This window comes from Xenophilus sp. Marseille-Q4582 (assembly GCF_916700565.1).
In the GTDB taxonomy this organism is placed as follows: domain Bacteria; phylum Pseudomonadota; class Gammaproteobacteria; order Burkholderiales; family Burkholderiaceae_C; genus Xenophilus.
This window is the reverse complement of record NZ_CAKAKO010000004.1, coordinates 522470-543217: the sequence shown is the minus strand read 5'-3', so window position 1 is coordinate 543217 and position 20748 is coordinate 522470. Positions and strand designations below refer to the sequence as shown.

The 20748-nt window shown below is 68.5% G+C and carries 22 protein-coding genes; 1 reads left to right on the top strand and 21 read right to left on the bottom strand.

Features of this window, described 5'->3' with window-relative positions:
* Positions 1-25: 25 nt before the first annotated feature.
* From nagZ to fabD, 18 genes are all read right to left on the bottom strand, one after another.
* Positions 26-1114: a beta-N-acetylhexosaminidase gene (gene nagZ, locus LG388_RS17920; protein ID WP_225784071.1), complete on the bottom strand. Its 1089-nt coding sequence runs from the start codon at positions 1112-1114 to the stop codon at positions 26-28.
* Positions 1111-1503: a holo-ACP synthase gene (gene acpS / locus LG388_RS17915; protein WP_225784070.1), complete on the bottom strand. Its 393-nt coding sequence runs from the start codon at positions 1501-1503 to the stop codon at positions 1111-1113. Before acpS ends, nagZ begins: the two co-directional genes overlap by 4 nt.
* Positions 1500-2300: a pyridoxine 5'-phosphate synthase gene (locus LG388_RS17910; RefSeq protein WP_225784069.1), complete on the bottom strand. Its 801-nt coding sequence runs from the start codon at positions 2298-2300 to the stop codon at positions 1500-1502. The genes acpS and LG388_RS17910 overlap by 4 nt, the downstream gene beginning before the upstream one ends.
* Positions 2297-3067 (bottom strand): DNA repair protein RecO, encoded by a 771-nt coding sequence (gene recO, locus LG388_RS17905; RefSeq protein ID WP_225784068.1) that lies wholly within the window; start codon positions 3065-3067, stop codon positions 2297-2299. Before recO ends, LG388_RS17910 begins: the two co-directional genes overlap by 4 nt.
* 54 nt (positions 3068-3121) lie before the next feature.
* Positions 3122-4117, bottom strand: coding sequence for a GTPase Era (gene era, locus LG388_RS17900; protein ID WP_370630212.1), 996 nt, complete (start codon positions 4115-4117; stop codon positions 3122-3124).
* A gap of 11 nt (positions 4118-4128) precedes the next feature.
* A complete protein-coding gene (gene rnc, locus LG388_RS17895; protein WP_370630211.1) occupies positions 4129-4809 on the bottom strand; it encodes a ribonuclease III in 681 nt (226 codons plus the stop codon).
* 38 nt (positions 4810-4847) lie between these two features.
* Positions 4848-5201: a DUF4845 domain-containing protein gene (locus tag LG388_RS17890; protein ID WP_225784065.1), complete on the bottom strand. Its 354-nt coding sequence runs from the start codon at positions 5199-5201 to the stop codon at positions 4848-4850.
* Positions 5202-5245: 44 nt separating this feature from the next.
* Entirely contained in the window at positions 5246-6235 is a 990-nt protein-coding gene (gene lepB, locus LG388_RS17885; protein WP_225784064.1) for a signal peptidase I, read from the bottom strand.
* Positions 6236-6282: 47 nt separating this feature from the next.
* Complete coding sequence (gene lepA / locus LG388_RS17880) at positions 6283-8094, bottom strand: translation elongation factor 4 (RefSeq protein WP_225784063.1); 1812 nt, start codon at positions 8092-8094, stop codon at positions 6283-6285.
* 534 nt (positions 8095-8628) lie between these two features.
* The gene (locus LG388_RS17875) at positions 8629-10116 is read right to left on the bottom strand and encodes a DegQ family serine endoprotease (RefSeq protein WP_304956858.1); all 1488 of its coding nucleotides are present in this window, start codon (positions 10114-10116) and stop codon (positions 8629-8631) included.
* 149 nt (positions 10117-10265) lie between these two features.
* Positions 10266-11363, bottom strand: coding sequence for a MucB/RseB C-terminal domain-containing protein (locus LG388_RS17870; protein ID WP_225784062.1), 1098 nt, complete (start codon positions 11361-11363; stop codon positions 10266-10268).
* Between the two features lie 25 nt (positions 11364-11388).
* The gene (locus tag LG388_RS17865) at positions 11389-12051 is read right to left on the bottom strand and encodes a sigma-E factor negative regulatory protein (protein ID WP_225784061.1); all 663 of its coding nucleotides are present in this window, start codon (positions 12049-12051) and stop codon (positions 11389-11391) included.
* A gap of 10 nt (positions 12052-12061) precedes the next feature.
* On the bottom strand, positions 12062-12715 hold the full coding sequence (gene rpoE / locus LG388_RS17860; protein ID WP_370630193.1) for an RNA polymerase sigma factor RpoE: 654 nt from the start codon (positions 12713-12715) through the stop codon (positions 12062-12064).
* Positions 12712-13194 carry a hypothetical protein gene (locus tag LG388_RS17855; protein WP_225784060.1) on the bottom strand — a complete coding sequence of 161 codons (483 nt, stop codon included), beginning with the start codon at positions 13192-13194 and terminating at the stop codon, positions 12712-12714. The genes rpoE and LG388_RS17855 overlap by 4 nt, the downstream gene beginning before the upstream one ends.
* A 38-nt stretch (positions 13195-13232) precedes the next feature.
* Positions 13233-14477, bottom strand: coding sequence for a beta-ketoacyl-ACP synthase II (gene fabF, locus LG388_RS17850; protein WP_225784059.1), 1245 nt, complete (start codon positions 14475-14477; stop codon positions 13233-13235).
* Between the two features lie 145 nt (positions 14478-14622).
* On the bottom strand, positions 14623-14862 hold the full coding sequence (acpP, locus tag LG388_RS17845) for an acyl carrier protein (protein ID WP_066117603.1): 240 nt from the start codon (positions 14860-14862) through the stop codon (positions 14623-14625).
* Positions 14863-14966: 104 nt separating this feature from the next.
* Positions 14967-15713: a 3-oxoacyl-ACP reductase FabG gene (gene fabG, locus LG388_RS17840; protein ID WP_225784058.1), complete on the bottom strand. Its 747-nt coding sequence runs from the start codon at positions 15711-15713 to the stop codon at positions 14967-14969.
* Between the two features lie 22 nt (positions 15714-15735).
* A complete protein-coding gene (gene fabD / locus LG388_RS17835; RefSeq protein ID WP_225784057.1) occupies positions 15736-16689 on the bottom strand; it encodes an ACP S-malonyltransferase in 954 nt (317 codons plus the stop codon).
* Positions 16690-16874: 185 nt separating this feature from the next.
* On the opposite strand from fabD, the gene LG388_RS17830 reads away from it, so the two are divergent.
* Positions 16875-17963: an IS5-like element ISCte5 family transposase gene (locus LG388_RS17830; RefSeq protein WP_225781276.1), complete on the top strand. Its 1089-nt coding sequence runs from the start codon at positions 16875-16877 to the stop codon at positions 17961-17963.
* Positions 17964-18113: 150 nt separating this feature from the next.
* Here LG388_RS17830 and LG388_RS17825 read toward each other — a convergent pair whose 3' ends face one another.
* The 3 genes from LG388_RS17825 to rpmF all read right to left on the bottom strand — a co-directional run bounded on the left by LG388_RS17825 (position 18114) and on the right by rpmF (position 20446).
* Positions 18114-19091 carry a beta-ketoacyl-ACP synthase III gene (locus LG388_RS17825; protein ID WP_225784056.1) on the bottom strand — a complete coding sequence of 326 codons (978 nt, stop codon included), beginning with the start codon at positions 19089-19091 and terminating at the stop codon, positions 18114-18116.
* Positions 19091-20170 (bottom strand): phosphate acyltransferase PlsX, encoded by a 1080-nt coding sequence (plsX, locus tag LG388_RS17820; protein ID WP_370630192.1) that lies wholly within the window; start codon positions 20168-20170, stop codon positions 19091-19093. Before plsX ends, LG388_RS17825 begins: the two co-directional genes overlap by 1 nt.
* Before the next feature lie 93 nt (positions 20171-20263).
* Positions 20264-20446, bottom strand: coding sequence for a 50S ribosomal protein L32 (gene rpmF / locus LG388_RS17815; RefSeq protein WP_225784055.1), 183 nt, complete (start codon positions 20444-20446; stop codon positions 20264-20266).
* Positions 20447-20748: the final 302 nt, after the last annotated feature.

Genomic DNA, 20748 nt, shown 5'->3' with positions numbered 1-20748 from the left:
GCGCAGGCATGCAGACGTCTCGGGCTCAGACCTGCTGCAGGGGCGCCAGAACCTTGCGTGCGTGCTGGTAGCGCGCGCTGGCCTGCAGGTGCTCCCAATCCAGCGCGGGAGCTGTGGGCAGCAGCGCGACGCGGCGGACCTCGCGGGCGGCATCCGGCGTCAGCGCGCCGCTCGCCGCCGCGCGCTCCATGGCCGCCAGGAACGCGTCGAGCACGCCGGCTTCCAGGCTCTTGTTGCACAGCAGCGCCAGGTCGCAGCCGGCGGACAGGGCTTCCAGCGCGGCCTCGGCATAGCCGAGCTGGCGGCCGGCGATGTAGCGCCCGGCTTCCATGCTCAGGTCGTCGGTGAAGATGGCGCCGGCAAAGCCCAGCCGCGCGCGCAGCACGTCCTGCAGCCACTTGCGCGAGAAGCCCGCGGGCCGTGCGTCCACGCGGCTATAGATCACGTGCGCCGGCATCACGGCCGTGAGCGTGCCGGCCAGCCACTCGAAGGGCTTGGCGTCGTCGGCCAGGATGGCCTTGAGGCTGCGCCGGTCCACCGGGATGGCGACATGCGAGTCGGCCTTGACGAACCCGTGCCCCGGAAAATGCTTGGCGCAGTGCGCCATGCCAGCCGCAGCCATGCCGTGCGCCAGGCTCTGTGCCAGCAGCGCCACCACGCGTGGATCGCGGTGGAAACTGCGGTCACCGATCACGCTGCTGGCGCCATGGTCCAAGTCGAGCACCGGCGCGAAGCTGAAGTCCACGCCCACCGCGCGCAGCTCGCTGGCCAGCACGTGGCCGGCCGCTGCCGCGGCCTGCACGCCGCGCATCGCGTCCTGCGTCCACAGCGTGCCCAGCGCCCGCATGGACGGCAGGCGCGTGAAGCCGTCGGTGCGGAAGCGCTGCACACGGCCGCCCTCGTGGTCGACGCAGATCAGAAGATCGGGACGGATCGCCTTGATCTCGGCATTGAGCGCGGCCATCTGCGCACGGCTTTCCCAGTTGCGCGCGAAATGGATCACGCCGCCGACCAGCGGATGCGCCAGGCGCTGGCGATCGGCATCGGTCAAGGCCTTGCCGGCCACGTCGATGACCAGCGGACTGCCCAGCGCGCGCAGAGAACCGCTGCTCATGCCTTCTCCACCACGACGAAGCTCGCCGCGTACTCCGATTCGTCGGTGACCGTCACGTGCGCGCGCAGGCCCTGCGCCTCGAACCAGCGCTTGAGCGGGTCGTGCAGCTGGATGTAGGGCGCACCGCTGGCGGCGTTGAGAATCTCGCAGGCGCGCCAGCTCATGGGGCTGTGCATGCCCAGGCCGATGGCCTTGCTGAAGGCTTCCTTGGCCGAGAAACGCGTGGCCAGGTAGCTGATGCCCCGCTTGGGCCAACGGGCACCCCGCTTGCGCCACACCTCCAGTTCGGTCGGCCCGAGCACGCGTTCCGCAAAGCGCTCGCCCTGGCGCTCGAAGGTGGCCGCGATGCGCCGCACGTCGCAGATGTCGGTGCCGATGCCGTGGATCACGCGCCGCCCTTTGCCGCCGATGCGGGCGCGTCCGCGGCCTCGGCGATGCAGCGCAGGTAGTCGCGCGTGGTGGCGGCATAGCCCAGCTCCAGCGCGTCGGCGATGAAGGCATGGCCGATGGACACTTCCATGACCCTGGGCACGGCGCGCAGGAAGTCCGTCAGGTTCTCCCGGCTCAGGTCGTGGCCGGCGTTGACCTGCAGGCCCACCGCCTGCGCGGCGCGTGCCGCCTCGGCATAGCGCGCCAGCACGGTGTCGGCGCGCGAGGTGCCGCGCGCCGCGGCATAGCCTTCGGTGTACAGCTCCACGCGGTCGGCGCCCGTCGCGCGGGCCTCGGCCATCTGCTCGGGGTCCGGGTCCATGAACAGGCTCACGCGCACGCCCAGCGCGCGGGCCTCGGCCACCAGCGGCTTCAGGCGCGCCAGATCCTCGGGGAAGCGCCAGCCATGGTCGCTGGTGAACTGGTCCTCGGCATCGGGCACGAAGGTCGCCTGGTGCGGACGGAATTCGCGCACGAAGTCCATCAGGTTGTGGAAAGGGTTGCCTTCGATGTTGAACTCGGCCTGCGGCCAGTCGCGGCGCAGCAGCGCCGACAGGTCGGCCACGTCCTGCGCCCGGATGTGGCGCCCGTCAGGCCGCGGGTGCACAGTGATGCCGTGCGCCCCGGCATCCAGGCACAGCGCGGCCGCATAGGCCACGCTGGGAATGCCCAGGTGCCGCGTGTTGCGCACCAGCGCGACTTTGTTGAGGTTGACGGACAGTGCCGTGCGCACGCCGTAGGAGGAGAAATCGTTCATAGGTCCTGCAGTTCGCGCATCAGTTGCCGCGTGCGCAAGCTCGCCACGCCGCAATGGTAGTTGAGCAGGCTGCGCAGCTGCGAGCGCAGCGCCGCGCTGGCGCCCGGCGGCAGTTCGGCGATGGCGCGCAGCGTGGCGGTGAAGGGCGCGCTGTCGCCCAGGGCGGCCTGCAGTGCCGCCCACAGCGCGCCAGCCAGCGCGGGCTCGCGGTCGACCGACTCGCGCAGCCCGGCCTCGGCCACGAGCGCATAGCGGGCGCCGGGCTGCAGCGGCGCCAGCGTCAGGGTCTGGGCGTCCAGCACGGGCAGCAGCCCCACTTCGCGCAGCAGCAGCAGCTCGAAGGCCCGCAGCGCGGCCGCCTGCACCGCGGCCTGGGCGGACTCGGCGCGCGCGGTGGCGAGAACTTCGACCACGCCGCCATAGGCATCGAACAGGGACGGATGCGGATCGTCGCGCGCCAGCAGGCGGATCAGCAGTTCGTTGAGGTAGTAGCCCGACAGCAGGGCCTCGCCCGTGGGCATCACGTGCCCGCCCACCCATTCCGCGGCCTTCAGCGTGCGGATCTCGGCGTCGCCGCCGAAGCCCACCTGCAGCGGCTGCAGTGGCAGCAGCACCGGGCGGAAGTTGGAGCTGGGGCGCTTGGCGCCCTTGGCGACCAGCGCAATGCGCCCGTGGTGGCGCGTGAACACTTCCAGGATCAGGCTGGACTCGCTCCAGTCGTAGCGGTGCAGCACGAAGGCAGGTTCATGCAGGATGCTGCGCTTCATCGCGGGGTCACGCCGATGGCGGCCGGCCCATGGCGCAGGCCACGGGCCGCCGCGTCATTCATAGCCGAAGGACTTGACCCGCGCTTCGTCGTCGGCCCAGCCCGAGCGCACCTTGACCCACAGCTCGATGAACACCTTGCAGTCCATGAGCTTCTCCAGCTCCTGCCGCGTCTCGGTGCCGATGCGCTTGATGCGCTCGCCCTTGTCGCCGATCACCATGGCCTTGTGCCCGTCGCGCTCGACCACGATGGTGGCGGCGATGCGCACCAGGCGCTTCTGGCCCTTGCGCTGGGGCGGCTCTTCCTCGAACTTGTCGATCATCACCGTCGAGGTGTAGGGCAGCTCGTCGCCGGTCAGGCGGAACAGCTTTTCGCGCACGGTCTCGCTGGCCAGGAACTTCTCGCTGCGATCGGTGAGCTCGTCCTCGTCGTACCACCAGGCCTGTTCGGGCAGGTATTTCTCGCAGACGGCGAACAGGCGCTCGATGTCCTTGGCGTTCTTGGCCGACATGGGCACGAATTCGGCAAAGCGCGCCTGCTGCGCGCCGCCGTGTTCGGCCTGCATCTGCGCCAGCCACGGTGCGATGTCGGCGCGGCGGTGCACGGTGTCGAGCTTGTTGGCGATCAGCAGCACCGGAATGTCCTTCGCCAGGAGGCCCAGCACTTTCGCGTCCGCCGTGGTGAAACGGCCCGCCTCGACGACGAAGAGGATGAGGTCCACGTCGGCCACGGCGCCCAGCACGGTCTTGTTGAGCGAACGGTTCAGCGCGTTGGCATGCCGAGTCTGGAAGCCCGGCGTGTCGACGAACACGAACTGCGTGCCACCGCCTTCGGGCGTGGGCCGGGTGCGGATGCCGGTGATCCGATGCCGCGTGGTCTGCGCCTTGCGCGAAGTGATGCTGATCTTCTGGCCCACCAGCGCATTGAGCAGCGTGGATTTGCCCACGTTGGGCTTGCCCACGATGGCGACCAGCCCGCAGCGGCGCGGCGCGGGCGTTGCGGCCCCCGGCACGGGGTCGAGGGGGGTGGGTTCGGAAGCGGTGGTGGTCATGGCTTGTCGCGTCACGGCTTGGCGCGTCCTGATGCTTTGAGGCGCTGCAGCATGGCCGCGGCGGCGGCCTGCTCGCCTGCACGGCGCGAGGCACCGATGCCGCGCTCGGTCCAGCCGCGTTCGGCCACCTCGCACTCCACTTCGAAGGTCTGCTTGTGGGCCGCGCCCAGTATGGCGGCCACGCGGTAGGCGGGCAGCTTCATTTTGTGTCCCTGCAGCCATTCCTGCAGTTCGGTCTTGGCGTCCTTGGAACTGGCTGCCAGGCGGGGGTTGATCTCCACCCCCTCGTACAGCCGTTCCACCAGGGCCTGCGCCACGGCGAAGCCGGCGTCCAGGTACACCGCGCCAATCACCGCTTCCAGCGCATCGGCAAGGATGGACGGGCGCGCGGCGCCGCCGGACTTCGATTCGCCCTCCCCCAGCCGCAGCAAAGGAGGCAGGCCCAGGCGCAGCGCGATCTGGTGCAGCGTGTCCTGCCGCACGAGGTTGGCGCGCACGCGCGAGAGGTCGCCTTCGGGCAGTTGCGCAAGGCGGCGGTACAGCAGGTGGGACACGGCGACGCCGAGCACCGAGTCGCCGAGGAACTCCAGGCGCTCGTTGTGCTCGGCGGAAAAGCTGCGGTGGGTCAGGGCGCGCTGCAGCAGCGCGACATCGCGGAAGGCGTGCTGCAGGCGCGCCTGCAATCCGGGCAGGCCGGCGCCCGCGGCGCCGGCGGATGCGGGAGTGGGTTTCAGTTGGATTCGCCCTTGTACTTGAGCGTCAGATAGGCGGGGCCGAAAAGATGGATCTCGCGGTCGTAGGCGAAGGCCACCACCACTTTTTCGCCGTTCTTGCGAACGTCCAGGTCGGCGCCCGACACGGACTTGAAGTCGTCGATCGCCTGCTGGCGGTCGAAGATGGCGCGCACCTCGGGCACCGTGGTGCCTTCCTTGGCCTTGTTGGCGGCCTTCAGGATGGCCTGGTACTCGATCAGGGTCGGGATGACCTGGGCCACCACCACCCCCACGCAAGCCAGCACGACGGCCACGAACAGCAGGCCGATGAACGAAATGCCGCGCTGGCGGGCCTTCGTCGTCGCTTTCATGAACATTTCCTCTTCTCCTCTCCTGCGATGGCTGCCCGCGGGCCTCAGTCGAAAGAGCCGATGCGCCCGAAGTTGCCGAAGTTCATCCAGATAAAGAAGGCCTTGCCGACGATGTTGGCGTCGGGCACGAAGCCCCAGTAGCGGGAGTCCAGTGAATCGTCACGGTTGTCGCCCATCACGAAATAGTGCCCCTCCGGCACCTTGCACGTGACCCCTTCGACACTGTAGCGGCATTGGTCCTTGCCCGCGAATGCCATGGTGTCGAGTTCGGAAACTCCTGCACGGACATCGGGATAGTTCAGCAGCCGGTGCGTGCGATCGCCCAGCTTCTCATCGTATTGCGGCCAGTAGCGCATGTGCACCCGGGCGTCGGCCGCGTTGTCGCCGAAGTAGTCCTTCACGCGGGTCTTGGGCACGGGCTGGCCGTTGATGCGCAGCTCCTTGTTCAGGTAGGACACCTCGTCGCCCGGCAGGCCGACCACGCGCTTGATGTAATCCAGGCTGGGCTGCGGCGGGTAGCGGAACACGATCACGTCGCCGCGCGCCAGCGGCTTGCCTTCGGTGATCTTGGTGTTGAGCACGGGCAGGCGCAGGCCGTAGGTGAACTTGTTCACCAGGATCAGGTCGCCCGTCACCAGCGTCGGGATCATCGAGCCCGACGGGATGCGGAAGGGCTCGGCGATGAAGGAGCGCAGCAGGAAGACGGCCAGGATCACCGGGAACAGGCCGGCCGTCCAGTCCAGCCACCAGGGCTGGGCCAGGACGCGCTCGCGCGCCTTGTCGTCCTCGCGGTCGAACTGGGTGATGCCCTGCCGGGTCAGCTCCTCGCGGCGCTGCGCCTGCGCCGTGTCCAGCGATTGCGCGGCACGGCGGCGCGCCGGCAGGAAGTAGAAGCGCTCGGCCAGCCAGTACAGGCCCGTGACCACGCTGGCCAGGAACAGCAGCAGCGCGAAGTTGCCCTCGACGGCACCGAAGTACCAGGCGCCGATGTAGCCGGCGAAAGCCGCGAGGATGATGGACGTGAGCAGGGCCATGGAAAGGGAATGTTGTTCTTGTGGAGGGCGGCGCGCGGCCGCCGGGCTCATTCCTCGACCTGGAGGATGGCGAGGAAGGCCTCCTGCGGGACCTCGACGGCGCCGATCTGCTTCATGCGCTTCTTGCCGGCCTTCTGCTTTTCCAGCAGCTTGCGCTTGCGCGTGATGTCACCGCCGTAACATTTTGCCAGCACGTTCTTGCGCAGCGCCTTCACGGTCTCGCGCGCGATGATGTTGGCGCCGATGGCCGCCTGGATCGCCACGTCGAACATCTGGCGGCTGATGATCTCGCGCATCTTGGCGACCACGGCGCGGCCGCGGTACTGCGACTGGCTGCGGTGCACGATGATGGACAGTGCATCCACCTTGTCGCCGTTGAGCAGGATGTCCACCTTGACCACGTCGGAGGCGCGGTACTCCTTGAACTCGTAGTCCATGGAGGCATAGCCACGGCTCACCGACTTCAGCTTGTCGAAGAAGTCCAGCACGATCTCGCCGAGCGGCATCTCGTAGGTCAGCATGACCTGCCGGCCGTGGTAGCTCATGTTGATCTGCACGCCGCGCTTCTGGTTGGCCAGCGTCATCACCGGACCCACGTACTCCTGCGGCATGTACAGGTGCACCGTGACGATGGGCTCGCGGATCTCGGCCATGCGTCCCACGTCGGGCATCTTGGACGGGTTCTCGACCATGATCACTTCGCCGTCGCTCTTGACCACCTGGTAGACCACGCTGGGCGCGGTGGTGATCAGGTCCTGGTCGAACTCGCGCTCCAGGCGCTCCTGCACGATCTCCATGTGCAAAAGGCCCAGGAAGCCGCAGCGGAAGCCGAAGCCCAGCGCCTGGGACACCTCGGGCTCGTAATGCAGCGAGGCGTCGTTGAGCTTGAGCTTCTCCAGCGCATCGCGCAGCTGGTCGTACTCGCTGGCCTCGGTCGGGTACAGGCCCGCGAACACCTGCGGCTGGATTTCCTTGAAGCCCGGCAGCGGCTCGGTGGCCGTGAAGGCGGCGCCGCCCGAGCCGCCCTTGATCAGCGTGATGGTGTCGCCGACCTTGGCCGCCTTCAGTTCCTTGATGCCCGCGATGATGTAGCCCACCTCGCCCGCCTCCAGCGAATCGCGCGGCTGGTTGGCCGGTGTGAACACGCCCAGGTTGTCGGCGTTGTAGGTGGCCCCGGTGGCCATCATCTTGATGCGCTCGCCCTTGGCCAGGCGGCCGTCGACCACGCGCACCAGCATCACCACCCCCACGTAGGGATCGAACCAGCTGTCGATGATCATCGCGCGCAGCGCCGCGTCGGGGTTGCCACGCGGCGCGGGCACCTTCGCCACGATGGCTTCGAGGATCTCGTCGATGCCCACGCCGGTCTTGGCCGAGCACGGGATCGCGTCACTCGCGTCGATGCCGATCACGTCCTCGATCTCGGCCTTCGCATTGTCGGGGTCGGCCTGCGGCAGGTCGATCTTGTTGAGCACCGGCATGACCTCAACGCCGAGATCCAGCGCCGTGTAGCAGTTGGCCACCGTCTGCGCTTCCACACCCTGCGAAGCATCGACCACGAGCAGCGCGCCTTCGCACGCCGACAGCGAACGCGAGACCTCGTAAGAGAAGTCCACGTGGCCCGGCGTGTCGATCAGATTGAGGTTGTAGACCTGGCCATCGCGGGCCTTGTACTGCAGCGCGGCGGTCTGGGCCTTGATGGTTATCCCACGCTCCTTCTCGATGTCCATCGAGTCGAGCACCTGCGCCTCCATCTCGCGCTCGCTGAGGCCGCCACAGCGCTGGATCAACCGGTCCGCCAGCGTCGACTTGCCGTGGTCGATGTGCGCAATGATCGAAAAGTTTCTGATGTGATTCATCAACGGAACCGCTTAAGTGCTTGAAATAGCTTGCGCACGCAGGGGAAGGCACAAGAAAAAAGGGCGCGTCCGCAAGTGACGCGCCCTGAACCAACAAGCAATGGCAACTGCAGTAGTTGGGCCTTCATTGTAGGCAAAACAGGGGGCGCGTACAGGGACACCGGGGCTTCAAAGGCTCGTTGCGGGGTCGCAACAAGAAATTTATCAACAATTTGTCCACATGTGCTGTGGGCTAATGCATGAACAACTTGTGGGCGATCTGTGGAGGGGCGGTGCATGGAAACTGACCATCCCGCATGGTGGTGGTGCAGCCGCCGCTTATGCAAAGCACCCTTGTTCAGCGCAGCGCATTCTACCGAAAATGGTTGTTACAGCGCTCACGGTTAGTGATCGCAAACATGGGGATCGCCCTTCAAAAAAGCGACGCCCGGCCACAAAAAGACCCCAAACCCGACTGCCGGGTGGGGCCACTTGGAAATGCTTCGCCGGCCGGGCCGCGTGCGCCCGGCGCACGCCGGAGCGGCCGGCGCCGCCTCAGCGCCGGATGAGCGCGTACTGCGCCCACTCGCCACGGCGATACAGCACGCTCAACGGCTTGCCCTTCTCGGCCTTGGCCACGGCGGCATCGAACTCCTTGACGCTGGCGACTTCGGTGTTGCCCACGGCCAGGATCACATCCCCCTCGCGCAGCCCGGCGCGCTGGGCGGCGTCGACCGCGCCCTGCACGCGCACCCCGCCCTTGAGCTTGAGTTCCTTTTTCTGGTCGGCCGTGAGGTCGTTGACCACCAGGCCCAGCGCCTTGGCGGCCGCGGATGCGGTGGACGCCGGTTCGGCCTCCTCGCGGGCACGCGGGGCGCGGGCGACCTGATCAGGCTCGACCTCGGCCACCGTCACCGACAAATCGCGCGTGCTGCCGCGGCGGAAGACGGTCACGGTCGCCTTGGTGCCGGGCTTGGTCGCCCCCACCAGGCGCGGCAGGTCGCTGGGCCGCTCGATCGCGGTGCCGTTGAACTTGACGATGATGTCGCCGGCCTCGATGCCGGCTTTCTGGCCCGGCGAGCCGTCCTCCACGCCCCGCACCAGCGCGCCCTGCGCACGGCCCAGGCCGAGGGACTCGGCCACCTCGCGCGACACCTCGGCGATCTGCACGCCGATGCGCCCACGCGAGACCCGGCCCGTCGCGCGCAGCTGTTCGCTCACCTGGATCGCCTCGTCGATGGGGATCGAAAAGGAGATGCCCATGAAGCCGCCGGAGCGGGAATAGATCTGGCTGTTGATGCCCACCACTTCCCCGCGCATGTTGATCAGCGGACCGCCCGAGTTGCCGGGGTTGATGGCCACGTCGGTCTGGATGAAGGGCAGGTAGCTGCCGGTGTCGCGCTGCTTGGCGCTCACGATGCCGGCCGTGACCGTGTTCTCCAGGCCGAAGGGCGAGCCGATGGCCATCACCCACTCGCCCACGCGCAGCTTGGAGATGTCGCCCACCTTGACGGCCGGCAAGCCCGTGGCCTCGATCTTCACCACCGCCACGTCCGTGCGCTGGTCGCTGCCCACGATGCGTGCCTTGAATTCGCGCTTGTCGGCCAGCGTGACGATGACTTCCGACGCGTCCTCGATCACATGCGCGTTCGTCATCACATAGCCGTCGGTCGAGAGGATGAAGCCGGAGCCCACGCCGCGCGGGCGCTGCTGCGGCTCTTCCTGCGGGTTCGACGGCCGGCCCTGGCGCGGCACGCCCGGGAAGTTGGGGCCGAAGAAGCGGCGGAACAGCTCCTGCATCTCTTCGTCCATCGGCGCGCCGCCCGGGCCGCGCTGCGCCACCCGCTCCACCGTGCGGATGTTGACCACCGAGGGCCCGACCTGGTCCACCAGGTCGGTGAAGTCGGGCAAGGCGCGCGCGGGCGCCGAGGCCTGCGCCTGCGCTGGCGCGGCGGGCAACAGCCAGGCGGCCCCGCCGGACAGCGCCAGCACACCGGCCAGCACCAGGGAATGCAGCTTCTGGGGAGGATTCGCGAAGGTCATGGACATCGGTTCCGGGAAAAATGAGCAACAACTGCTATGAATGCGCGCAGCGCCATTGGTTCAGCCTTGCGCATCCTAAGGCGCTGGCGCAGCGCCGGTCTGCGGGCAGCTGCTCACAGCCGCCGCAGGACAAGCGGCCGAGCACGCGCTCAGCGCGCGGTGCGCACCAGGCGGCTGACGAATTGGTCGAGCGTCTGCGCGGGCACTTCGCCGACGGCGGTGACCCACCAGCCCTCGCCCGCCGCATCGGTGACGCGCCGCACCAGCGTGTGCGTGGCGCCCAGCACCATGAGGCTGTCCTCGCGCGCCAGCGGATCGGGCCCCGGTTCGATGAACAGCGACACCGTGGCCAGGCCGTCCGAGAACGTCCATTGCAGCATGCGCTGCTGCGGATCGCGGTCCTGGGCGCCGGCCATGGCCCGCCGATAGCAGCTGACCGGGCGGAAGCCGGCCACGACCTCGCTGAGCGCCCAGCCTTCCTTCTCGGCCGTGGTGCGCTTGAGCGCGGTCTGGTGCACGGTGTAGCCCGCCGTGTCGTCCATCATGCGGCTCATGTCGGCCGCGCTCAGCGGCGCATCCAGCTGCAGCTCGGAGAACGCCGACTGCTCCACCACCGACCCGGCGGCATCGAGCGTCTGCAGCTTCACGATCAGACCCGAGCGGCGCTCGCTCCAGACGCGGTAGCCGTAGCGCAGCGCGTCGCGCGGGGCGATCTGCACCACGTCGGCCTCGATGCCCGCAACGCGGCCCTGGCCGAGCCGCTGGGCGCTGTACAGTGCCTCGATCTGTGATTCGGAGGCCCCGCGCAGGTTGGGGAACACGTCCAGGGTGTCGCGCCGCTCGCTCTTGATGAGGCGCTTGTCCGGGAAGAAGGTCTGCACCCGGTCCTGGCGTCGGAAGGTGATGCGCGGCGGGCCCGACAGGGCCTCCACCCGCTCGACTTGCAGGTCGGCTTCGCAGGCGTGCCAGATGCGCGCGCTCGACAGGTTGCCGGTGGCGGCCGACACCACGAAGGTGCCCATGTAGTTGCTCTGGCGCGCCGCCTCGTGCATGCGCCGCAGCCAGTCGATGACGCCGAACTGGCGCGTGTCGGGCGGCGGCGCGGCCCCGGCGGCGTTCGCGGACGGGGCCGGCGCCGAGGCCGTGCGCGGCTGAGCCAGCGCCACCGTCGCGGCCGCGCCCAGCACGGCGGCCAGCGCCATGCAGACCAGGGGCCGCCGCATCGAGACCGTTCGCGCTGCGCTCATCAAGACGTCGTCATCGCGGCGCACCTCAGCGTGCCGCCCCTTCGAAAGTGGCATTGCGCAGGAAGCCCGAGGGCATCTGCGACGCGCCCGCGGCCTGCTGGTGGGCCTCGAGCAGTTCGTCCAGGCGCGGATCGCGCAGCATGACCTGCGGCGCGCCACCGCCCACGGACACGCGCGTCTGCGCCAGCGGTACCGCGGCCAGCACCGAAGCGGCCGGGCCCGGGGCGCCGGCCGCTGCGGCGGCACCCGGCGCCACCTGCTGCAGCGCCAGCTGGCCGCCCGCCGGCGGCGCGTCGACGCCGCTGCCCACCCATGCCCAGCCGATGGCCGCAGCCGCCGCCACCGAGGCCAGGCCGGCCACCATCTTCCAGCGGAACACAGGCTCGTTGGCGGCCTCGCCGCGCACATGCACAGCCACGCCCGCCCGCTCCAGCTGCGGGCGCGGCGGGTCGATGGCCTCGACCGCCAGGCGCTGGTTCAGCCTGGCCAGGAAGGCCGATGCGTCACTGCAGGGGGCGTGGCGCCCCGTGCGCAGCACCTCGCCCACCAGGTGGTAGGTGTGCCACTGGGTGCGCAGCCGGGCGTCGGCGCCCACGGCATCCAGCACCCGGACCAGTTCTTCCCCGTGCAATTGGCCGTCCGCCAGCGCAGACAGCTGTTCCAGCGATGCATGTGTCCTGTCGTTCATCTCGTTCACCTCACCAGCGTTTGCCGGACTGGTTGTCCAGCAGCGGCTTGACTCGCGCCGAAATGGCTTCGCGCGCCCGGAAGATCCGTGAACGCACGGTCCCGATGGGGCAGTTCATGACCTCGGCAATCTCTTCGTAGCTCAGGCCCTCGATCTCGCGCAGCGTCACGGCCTGCCGCAACTCGGCCGGCAGGGCCTCCATCGCAGCGTTCACCGCAGCGGCGATTTCATTGGCGGCCAGCACGGAATCAGGGGTCTCGTCGCTGATTGGTTCATTTCCGGGCCGGTAAGTTTCATCCTCGTCGTCATTGGCCCGCAAAGCGGCCTCCGGCACCGTCGGGTCGCGCTTCATGTCGACCAGCGCCTTCTTGGCCGTGTTGACGGCGATCCGGTACAGCCAGGTGTAGAACTGCGCCTCGCCCCGGAACTGGTGCAGGGCCCGGTAGGCGCGGATGAAGGTTTCCTGGGCAATGTCCTCGACCAGATCCACGTCGCGCACCATGCGGCCGATCAGCCGCTCGATGCGGCGCTGGTACTTGAGCACCAGCAGCTCGAAAGCCTTGCCGTCGCCTGCGACGGTGCGCTGCACGAGCAGGAAATCCGGATCGACCGGTCGCCCGGCGGCGCCGGCCTCCCCGGTGTCCGGGGTGCGGGAATCGCTCACGGCTGGCCCCCCGCCGCGGATGCTGGCGCGGGCGTGGCCTCGCGCCCGAACGCACGCGCATGGGCGGCACGGCGCAATGCATTCCAGCATGCGGGATCGTCGCGGCGCGCCAGCCAGAACCAGCGCGGCGCAAAGCCCGGCGCCTGCAGCAGCAGCACGTGCTGCAGGTCCAGCACCACGCGCGGCGGCGCCGGCAGGGGCGACGGTTCGGAGGCGGCGCCTTCACCTGCGCGGGCCCAGAACCAGCCCTCCTCGCGCCAGTCCAGGCGCCCCACGGGGGTCGCGCGCCACTGGCGCCAGGCCCAGGCACAGCCGGCCAGCCACCCCGCAAGCGCGCCGGCCTTCCACCCGGCCGGCGCCACCGCCTGCGCCATCCAGAGCGCGAGCGCCGCGCCCCCCGCCAGGCCCAGAGCCAGCAGCAGCCCGCCCTCGAAACGGGAACGCCCCACCGGGAAGCTCACCGATGGGGCGCTGCGCATGCGGAACGCGGTCAGGAGAAAGACACCGGCACCGGCGCTCAAGCGCGGCGGAACACCAGCGTGCCGTTCGTCCCGCCAAAGCCGAAGTTGTTCTTCACGGCCACGTCGATCTTCAGGTCCCGCGCCTCGTTGGCGCAGTAGTCCAGGTCGCATTCCGGATCCTGGTTGAAGATGTTGATGGTCGGCGGGCTCTTCTGGTGGTGCAGCGCGAGCACGGTGAACACCGATTCGATGCCGCCCGCACCGCCCAGCAGGTGGCCAGTCATCGACTTGGTGGAGTTCACGACCAGCTTCTTGGCATGGTCGCCGAAGGCGTTCTTGATGGCGTTGGTCTCGTTCAGGTCGCCCAGCGGCGTCGAGGTGCCGTGCGCGTTGAGGTACTGCACCTGGTCGGCATTCACCCCGGCGTTGCGCAGCGCGGCCTCCATGGAGCGGCGCGGGCCGTCCACGTTGGGCGCGGTCATGTGGAAAGCGTCGGCGCTCATGCCGAAGCCCGCCAGCTCGGCGTAGATCCTGGCGCCGCGCGCCTTGGCATGCTCATATTCCTCGAGCACCAGCACGCCCGCGCCCTCGCCGAGGACGAAGCCGTCGCGGTCCTTGTCCCAGGGGCGGGAAGCGGTGGCCGGGTCGTCGTTGCGCGTGCTCAGGGCGCGCGCCGCGGCAAAGCCGCCCATGCCCAGCGGCGACACGGTGGATTCCGCACCGCCCGCCACCATCACGTCGGCATCGCCGGACTGGATCATGCGCGCCGACATGCCGATCGCGTGCAGGCCCGTGGTGCAGGCCGTGACGATGGCGATGTTCGGCCCCGTGAAGCCGTACTTGATGGACAGGTGGCCCGAGATCATGTTGATGATCGAGGCAGGCACGAAGAACGGAGAGATGCGCCGCGGGCCGCGGGCCGTCATCTCGCCATGAGTTTCCTCGATCAGCGGCAGGCCGCCGATGCCGGAGCCGATGTTGCAGCCGATGCGGAAGGCCTGCTCGGGCGTCAGTGCGTCGCCCGTGGGCAGACCGGCGTCCTGCACCGCCTGGATGCCTGCAGCCAGCCCGAGATGGATGAAGCGGTCCATGTGACGCGCCTCCTTCTCGGTGATGTACTGCGTGATGTCGAAATCCCGGACCTGGCCGGCGAAGCGGCAGGACAGATTGCTGGCATCAAAGCGCGTGACGGTCTCGATGCCCGACTTGCCCGCAAGCAAGTTCGTCCAGCTGTCGGCCACGGTGTTTCCGACAGGGGAGATGCAACCGAGGCCGGTCACGACAACGCGGCGTAAGCTCATGCCGGCAAACCTTTCAAGGAGGAAGAGAAGGTCGTGTGATGAATCTGCCGAGGATCATGCGGGCACCGAAGCGGCACGTGGGCGACCGCGGACGGCCCGGGCATGCAGGCAGTCGTCAGGGGGCAGGCCAGCCGCCCTCCTGCGATCAGGCCTTCTGGTTCTTGGTGGCGTAGTCGATCGCGTTCTGCACCGTGGTGATCTTCTCCGCATCTTCGTCGGGAATCTCGATGCCGAATTCGTCTTCCAGGGCCATCACGAGTTCGACCGTGTCCAGCGAGTCAGCGCCCAGGTCGGCCACGAAGGCCTTTTCGTTGGTCACTTGCGACTCTTCCACGCCGAGTTGCTCGGCGATGATTTTCTTGACACGTGCTTCGATATCGCTCATTTGGTTCCCTCTGAGGGTGGTAAAGAATCTGTGGATTTTAGCCGGGCAGGCCCGGCCGCTTTTGTCCGGGCGGCGCCAAGGAGAACCCTGGCGCGCCCGGTCAATTACATATACATGCCGCCGTTGACGTGCAGTTCCTGCCCCGTCACGTAGCCGGCGCCCGGCGAGGCCAGGTAGGCCACGGCGTGCGCGATGTCTTCGGGTTTGCCCAGCTGGCCCAGCGGAATGGACGCCAGCAGCGCCTGGTGCTGCGCCTCGGGCAGGCCGGCCGTCATGTCGGTGGCGATGAAGCCCGGCGCGATGCAATTGACGGTGATGCCGCGGCTGCCCAGCTCGCGCGCCAGGGCGCGCGTCATGCCGGCCACGCCGGCCTTGGCCGCCGCATAGTTGGCCTGCCCGGGGTTGCCCGAGGCGCCGACCACGCTGGTGATGCTGAGGATGCGGCCGAAGCGCTGCTTCATCATGGGCCGGATCACGGCGCGCGAAAGGCGGAACACGGCCTTGAGGTTGGTGTCGATGACGGCGTCCCAGTCCTCGTCCTTCAGGCGCATGGCGAGCATGTCGCGCGTGATGCCGGCGTTGTTGACCAGCACGTGCAGCCCGCCGTGGGCCTTGGCCGTTTCGTCGACCAGGGCCTCGACGGCCGCGCCGTCGGTGACGTTCAGCACGCGGCCTTCGCCGCCGTGGCCAGCCAGGGCGGCCGTGATCCTGGCCGCGCCCTCGGCCGAGGTGCCGGTGCCGATGACCTTGTAGCCGCGCTGCGCGAGTTCCAGCGCGATGGCGGCGCCGATGCCGCGCGTGGCGCCCGTGACCAGGGCCACCTGGCCCGCGATGTTCGTGTTGCCGCTCATGGATTCGTCCTCGGGGTTGGGCTCAGGCCGCCAGCAATTCGCGCGTCTGCTGCAGCGAGGCGGGGTCGAAAATGGCGCCGTTGCCCAGTTCGGGCGCAATGCGCTTGGCCATGCCGGCCAGCACCTTGCCCGGCCCGCATTCGATGATCGCGCCCACGCCGCGCGCCTGCAGCGCCTGCACGCTTTCGACCCATCGCACCGGGCCGGCAGCCTGGCGCACCAGCGCGTCGCGGATGCGCGCGGCATCGCTTTCCACCGCCACGTCGATGTTGTTGAGCACGGGGATCTGCGGCGCGGCCAGCTCCAGTGCGGCCAGTCGGCCACGCAGCGCTTCGGCCGCGGGCTTCATGAGGCTGGAATGGAAAGGCGCCGACACCGGCAGCGGCAAGGCGCGCTTGGCGCCCTGGGCCTTGAGCACTTCGCAGGCCTTCTCGACGGCGGCCTTGCTGCCGGCGATCACGGTCTGCATCGGATCGTTGAAGTTCACAGCCTCGACCACCTCGGCACTGCCCGCGCCGAAGCTGGCCGTCACCTCGGCACAGCCGGCCTTCACCTGGTCGGCCGGCATGCCCAGCACGGCGGCCATCGCGCCCGTGCCCACGGGCACCGCTTCCTGCATGGCCTGTGCGCGAAAGCGCACCAGCGGCGCGGCCTGCGCCAGCGTCAGCACGCCGGCCGCGACCAGGGCCGAATATTCGCCCAGCGAGTGCCCGGCGACGATGGCGGGCAGCGCCCCGCCTTCGGCACGCCAGGCACGCCAAGCCGCCACGCCCGCCACCAGCATCACAGGCTGCGTGTTGGTGGTCAGCGCCAGGGCTTCCCTGGGGCCTTCGTGGATCAGCTTCGCCACGTCTTCGCCCAGGGCTTCGGAGGCCTCGGCCAGCGTCTCGCGCACGGCGGCGTGGTCGCCCCAGGCGTCGAGCATGCCCACGGCCTGCGAGCCCTGGCCGGGAAAGACAAATGCAAAGGAAGTCATCGTGTGTGTGTGTCTCCAACAAGCGAGAGAAGCGACGGGGCACCGGGGCGGGCCGCGCCGCCGCATGCGCGCGTGCCGGCCAGCCCTCTCACGCGGCCCCTAGCAGGCCGTTGAAAAATCCCCTGCGAGCGTCCGCGTCGGCCGCTACGATCTGAAGCCATCCCGGAACAACTGCGACAAGAAAGATGAGAGGCAACCAAGACTTCCAGGGGGCGATGTTTAGCTACATCAGCCTTGAAGAAAGAGTGCCAGCGGCACACCCGCTGCGCAAGTTGCGCGCCGTGGTGGATGCGCTGCTGTCGAGCATGAACAGCGAGTTCGAAGCGGTGTACGCCCGCCGTGGCCGCCCCTCGGTGCCGCCGGAGATGCTGCTCAAGGCCTTGCTGCTGCAAATCCTGTTCTCCATCCGCAGCGAACGCCAGCTGGTCGAGGCGGTCAACTACAACCTGCTGTACCGCTGGTTCGTGGGCCTGAACATTGAAGACAAGGTCTGGGACCACTCCACCTTCAGCGCCAACCGCGAACGCCTCTTCAACGAAGACCTGGCGCGCGCCTTCTTCGAGCGCGTCAAGCTCAGCGCCCAGTGGGGCCGGCTTGCCAGCGACGAACACTTCAGCGTGGACGGCACGCTGATTGAGGCCTGGGCCTCGCACAAGAGTTTCAAACGCAAAGACGACGACAGCGGCACGCCACCCGGACGCAACCCCGAGGTGAACTTCAAAGGGCAGGAGCGCTGCAACGACACCCACGCCAGCACCACCGATGCCGATGCCCGGCTGTTCAAGAAGAGCGCGGGCGACAAATCTCGCCTGTGCCACATGGGGCACATCCTCATGGAGAACCGCAACGGGCTGATCGTGGATGTGGAGATCACACATGCCAGTGGCACCGCCGAGCGCGAGGCGGCGCTGGCGATGCTCAAACGCCGGGGAAACAAGAACAAGCGGGCCACGGTCGGGGCCGACAAAGGTTACGACAGCCAGGCCTTCATCAAGGGCTGCCGAAAGCTCAAAGTCACGCCACACGTGGCGGCCAAGGACAAGCACTCGGCGGTCGATGGCCGCATCCGGCGCCACGAGGGCTACAAGACCAGCCTCAAAGTGCGCAAGCGCATCGAGGAGGCCTTTGGCTGGATCAAGACAGTGGGTGGTCTGGCCAAGACCAAATTGATCGGTCAGGCCAAGCTCGCGGGCCAGGCGCTGCTGTGCTTTGCCACCTACAACCTGGTGCGCATGGGCAGTCTGGGCGGCTGGTGGGACGCGCATCATGCGTGAACCATGGGATACGTGCGCCCGGAACGGGCAAAACGGCCTGCAAACAGGCCGAAATGGCCGCTCCAATCGCTGCGCAGGCCAGTTTGGGCGATCCGTTTCTTCGAAATCCACGACCCTGGCGCGTTCGATGAGCATTTTTTCAACGGCCTGCTAGAGCGTCAGCAGCACCGCGCCCCAGGTGAATCCGCCGCCCACGCCTTCGAGCATCACGGTGTCGCCCTGCTTCACGCGGCCGCCGCGCACCGCGGCGTCCAACGCCAGCGGGATGGACGCCGCCGAGGTGTTGCCGTGGTCATGGACGGTCACGATCAGCTTGTCCATCGGCAGCTTCAGCTTCTTGGCCGTGCCCTGCATGATGCGGATGTTGGCCTGGTGCGGAATGAGCCAGTCGATGTCGGCCTCGGTCTTGCCGGCCTTGGCCAGCGTGGCGCGCGCGGCGTCTTCCAGCACGCGCACGGCCAGCTTGAAGACGGCCTGGCCGTCCATCTTCAGCAGCGGCGTGCCCAGCACTTCGCCGCCCGCCACGTGGCCGGGCGTGCACAGGATGCCCACGTGCGCGCCGTCCGCATGCAGGTCGCTGGCCAGGATGCCGGGCGTGTCGCTGGCTTCCAGCACCACGGCGCCGGCGCCGTCGCCGAACAGCACGCAGGTGGTGCGGTCGTTGAAATCGAGGATGCGCGAGAAGACCTCGGCGCCCACCACCAGCGCGCATTTCGCGCCGCCGGTGCGGACCATGGCATCGGCCACCGTGAGTGCGTAGACGAAGCCGCTGCACACGGCCTGCACGTCGAAGGCCGGGCAGCCCGCGATGCCGAGCTTGTTCTGCAGGATCGCCGCCGAGGATGGGAAGACCATGTCCGGCGTCGAGGTGGCAACGATGATCAGGTCCACGTCGCTGGCCTGGCGGCCCGCGGCTTCCAGCGCCTGGCGGCAGGCCGGCAGCGCCAGGTCGCTGCTGGTCACGTCGGGGGCGGCGAAATGGCGCGCGCGGATGCCGGTCCGCTCGACGATCCACTCATCGGAGGTCTCGATGCCGCGCTCGGCCAGTTCACGGGCCAGATCGTCGTTGGTCACGCGGCGCGGCGGCAGGTAGCTGCCGGTGCCGGTGATGCGGGAGAAGAGAGTCATCAGGGATGCGTGGCTGCCGCAGCTTCCGGGGCCGGCGCCGGCGCCGACCGCACCAGCAGGGGCGCGGCCTGCGCGATGCGGGCACGCACGCGGTCAAGCAGGTTGTTGCGGGCGGCATCATAAGCCCGATCCAGCGCATGGCCGAAAGCCCATTCGTCGGCCGAGCCATGGCTCTTGAACACCAGGCCGCGCAGGCCCAGCAGCGCGGCGCCGTTGTAGCGGCGGTGGTCCAGGCGGCCCTTGAGCGCCTTGAGCACCGGGTAGGCCACCACGGCCGCCAGCTTGCTCAGCAGGCCGCGCGAGAACTCCTGGCGCATGAAGTCCACGATCATGGACGCCACGCCCTCGGTCGCCTTGAGCGCGATGTTGCCGACGAAGCCGTCGCACACCACGATGTCGGTGGTGCCTTTGAAGATGTCGTTGCCCTCCACGTTGCCGTGGAAGTTGAGCGCTCCGGCGCGGCCGGCCTGCTGCAGCAGCCCGCTGGCCTTCTTGATGGTCTCGCTGCCCTTGATGGCCTCTTCGCCCACGTTGAGCAGGCCCACCGTGGGGGACTCGTTGCCCGTGAGCGCCGACACCAGCGCCGAGCCGAGCACCGCGAACTGCAGCAGGTCCTCGGCATCGCAATCCACGTTGGCGCCCAGGTCGAGCACCGTGGTGGCGCCGCCCTTGCCGTTGGGCAGTTGCGGAGCGATGGCCGGGCGGTCGATGCCTTCCAGCGTCTTGAGCAGGTAGCGCGCGATGGCCATCAGCGCGCCGGTGTTGCCGGCCGAAACGGCGGCCTGCGCGGCGCCGTCCTTGACCTGCTGGATGGCCACGCGCATGGAAGAGTCCTTCTTCTTGCGCAGGGCGATCTCGACCGGGTCGTCCATGCCCACCACCTCGCTGGCGGGCACGACGGTCGCGCGCGGATGGGAGAAGGCGCCCACCGCCTCGGGCTTGCCGACGAGCAGCAGCCGAGCGTCGGGATGGCGCTCCAGGAAGGCGCGGCAGGCCGGCAAGGTGATGCCCGGGCCATGGTCGCCGCCCATGCAGTCCACCGCCAGCGTGATGCCCGACGGTGCGCAAGACGAAGTCAACGAAGTGTCGATGCTCATCAAAACAAAGGCCCGACGCTACGATGCAAGTAGCTCGGGCCCTGGCCTTGAACGGACAAGATCAGGCGTCGGGTGTCAGGCTTCGGTCTTGGTCTTCAGGACCTTGCGGCCCCGGTAGAAACCGTTGGGGCTGATGTGGTGACGCAGATGCGTTTCGCCCGTGGTGGGTTCCACGGCGATGCCGGGCGTGCCCAGGGCATTGTGCGAACGGTGCATGCCACGCTTGGAAGGCGACTTCTTGTTTTGCTGAACGGCCATGATCGGCTCCTGCTAATGCTGTATGAAGAGTGAGTGGGTGCCGCGCGACCGCTCGTCGAGCCGGCCGGCCCGCCATGCCCTGCATGGCCGGACCGGAAACCGGCGATCGGGGCTGGCCCCGCCTTTGGCACCGAACCTGCCCTGTGAAGACCTTCCAGGCCGACCGATCCCCTGGATCGGTCCACCTTGTCCGTTCCGGACGGAAGCCCTGCGAGCCGGCAGGCGCGCGCGAAGCCCATGATTATATGCTGACGCGGGCCCGGTGCGCCAGCCGTCCTGTGGGGCGCCGGCCTCAGAACGTG

What these genes read in the sequence shown, in the direction of transcription:
- LG388_RS17825 (WP_225784056.1), bottom strand. Translation starts at nt 19,091, where the DNA reads ATGACTCTCTTCTCCCGCATCACCGGCACCGGCAGCTACCTGCCGCCG.
- LG388_RS17910 (WP_225784069.1), bottom strand. Translation starts at nt 2,300, where the DNA reads ATGAACGATTTCTCCTCCTACGGCGTGCGCACGGCACTGTCCGTCAAC.
- recO (WP_225784068.1), bottom strand. Translation starts at nt 3,067, where the DNA reads ATGAAGCGCAGCATCCTGCATGAACCTGCCTTCGTGCTGCACCGCTAC.
- LG388_RS17890 (WP_225784065.1), bottom strand. Translation starts at nt 5,201, where the DNA reads ATGAAAGCGACGACGAAGGCCCGCCAGCGCGGCATTTCGTTCATCGGC.
- lepB (WP_225784064.1), bottom strand. Translation starts at nt 6,235, where the DNA reads ATGGCCCTGCTCACGTCCATCATCCTCGCGGCTTTCGCCGGCTACATC.
- fabG (WP_225784058.1), bottom strand. Translation starts at nt 15,713, where the DNA reads ATGAGCGGCAACACGAACATCGCGGGCCAGGTGGCCCTGGTCACGGGC.
- rpmF (WP_225784055.1), bottom strand. Translation starts at nt 20,446, where the DNA reads ATGGCCGTTCAGCAAAACAAGAAGTCGCCTTCCAAGCGTGGCATGCAC.
- lepA (WP_225784063.1), bottom strand. Translation starts at nt 8,094, where the DNA reads ATGAATCACATCAGAAACTTTTCGATCATTGCGCACATCGACCACGGC.
- LG388_RS17830 (WP_225781276.1), top strand. Translation starts at nt 16,875, where the DNA reads ATGAGAGGCAACCAAGACTTCCAGGGGGCGATGTTTAGCTACATCAGC.
- LG388_RS17865 (WP_225784061.1), bottom strand. Translation starts at nt 12,051, where the DNA reads ATGAACGACAGGACACATGCATCGCTGGAACAGCTGTCTGCGCTGGCG.
- fabD (WP_225784057.1), bottom strand. Translation starts at nt 16,689, where the DNA reads ATGACTTCCTTTGCATTTGTCTTTCCCGGCCAGGGCTCGCAGGCCGTG.
- LG388_RS17875 (WP_304956858.1), bottom strand. Translation starts at nt 10,116, where the DNA reads ATGACCTTCGCGAATCCTCCCCAGAAGCTGCATTCCCTGGTGCTGGCC.
- LG388_RS17870 (WP_225784062.1), bottom strand. Translation starts at nt 11,363, where the DNA reads ATGAGCGCAGCGCGAACGGTCTCGATGCGGCGGCCCCTGGTCTGCATG.
- era (WP_370630212.1), bottom strand. Translation starts at nt 4,117, where the DNA reads ATGACCACCACCGCTTCCGAACCCACCCCCCTCGACCCCGTGCCGGGG.
- nagZ (WP_225784071.1), bottom strand. Translation starts at nt 1,114, where the DNA reads ATGAGCAGCGGTTCTCTGCGCGCGCTGGGCAGTCCGCTGGTCATCGAC.
- fabF (WP_225784059.1), bottom strand. Translation starts at nt 14,477, where the DNA reads ATGAGCTTACGCCGCGTTGTCGTGACCGGCCTCGGTTGCATCTCCCCT.
- LG388_RS17855 (WP_225784060.1), bottom strand. Translation starts at nt 13,194, where the DNA reads ATGCGCAGCGCCCCATCGGTGAGCTTCCCGGTGGGGCGTTCCCGTTTC.
- acpP (WP_066117603.1), bottom strand. Translation starts at nt 14,862, where the DNA reads ATGAGCGATATCGAAGCACGTGTCAAGAAAATCATCGCCGAGCAACTC.